General features: G+C 67.5%; 1 pseudogene. It reads left to right on the top strand.

Annotated elements, in window-relative coordinates:
• A pseudogene (locus tag O4G74_RS16320) lies at positions 1–237 on the top strand (tRNA (N(6)-L-threonylcarbamoyladenosine(37)-C(2))-methylthiotransferase MtaB); the annotation flags it as partial.

Below are 237 nucleotides of genomic sequence, written 5' to 3'. Positions count from 1 at the left end.
GCGCATCCTGCGGCTGGTGCCCGACCTGCCCCGCCTGCGCATCAGCAGCATCGACAGCATCGAGGTCGACGACAATCTGATGGCCGCCATCGCCACCGAACCGCGCCTGATGCCGCACCTGCACCTGTCGCTGCAGCATGGCGACGACCTGATCCTGAAACGGATGAAACGCCGCCATCTGCGCGACGACGCCATCCGCTTTGCCGAAACCGCCCGCGCCCTGCGCCCGGACATGAC

The sequence above is a fragment of the Henriciella marina genome, from assembly GCF_027213945.1.
GTDB lineage: Bacteria > Pseudomonadota > Alphaproteobacteria > Caulobacterales > Hyphomonadaceae > Henriciella > Henriciella marina_A.
Note: the sequence above shows the minus strand (reverse complement) of the source record. Positions and strands in the feature narration are given on the sequence as shown.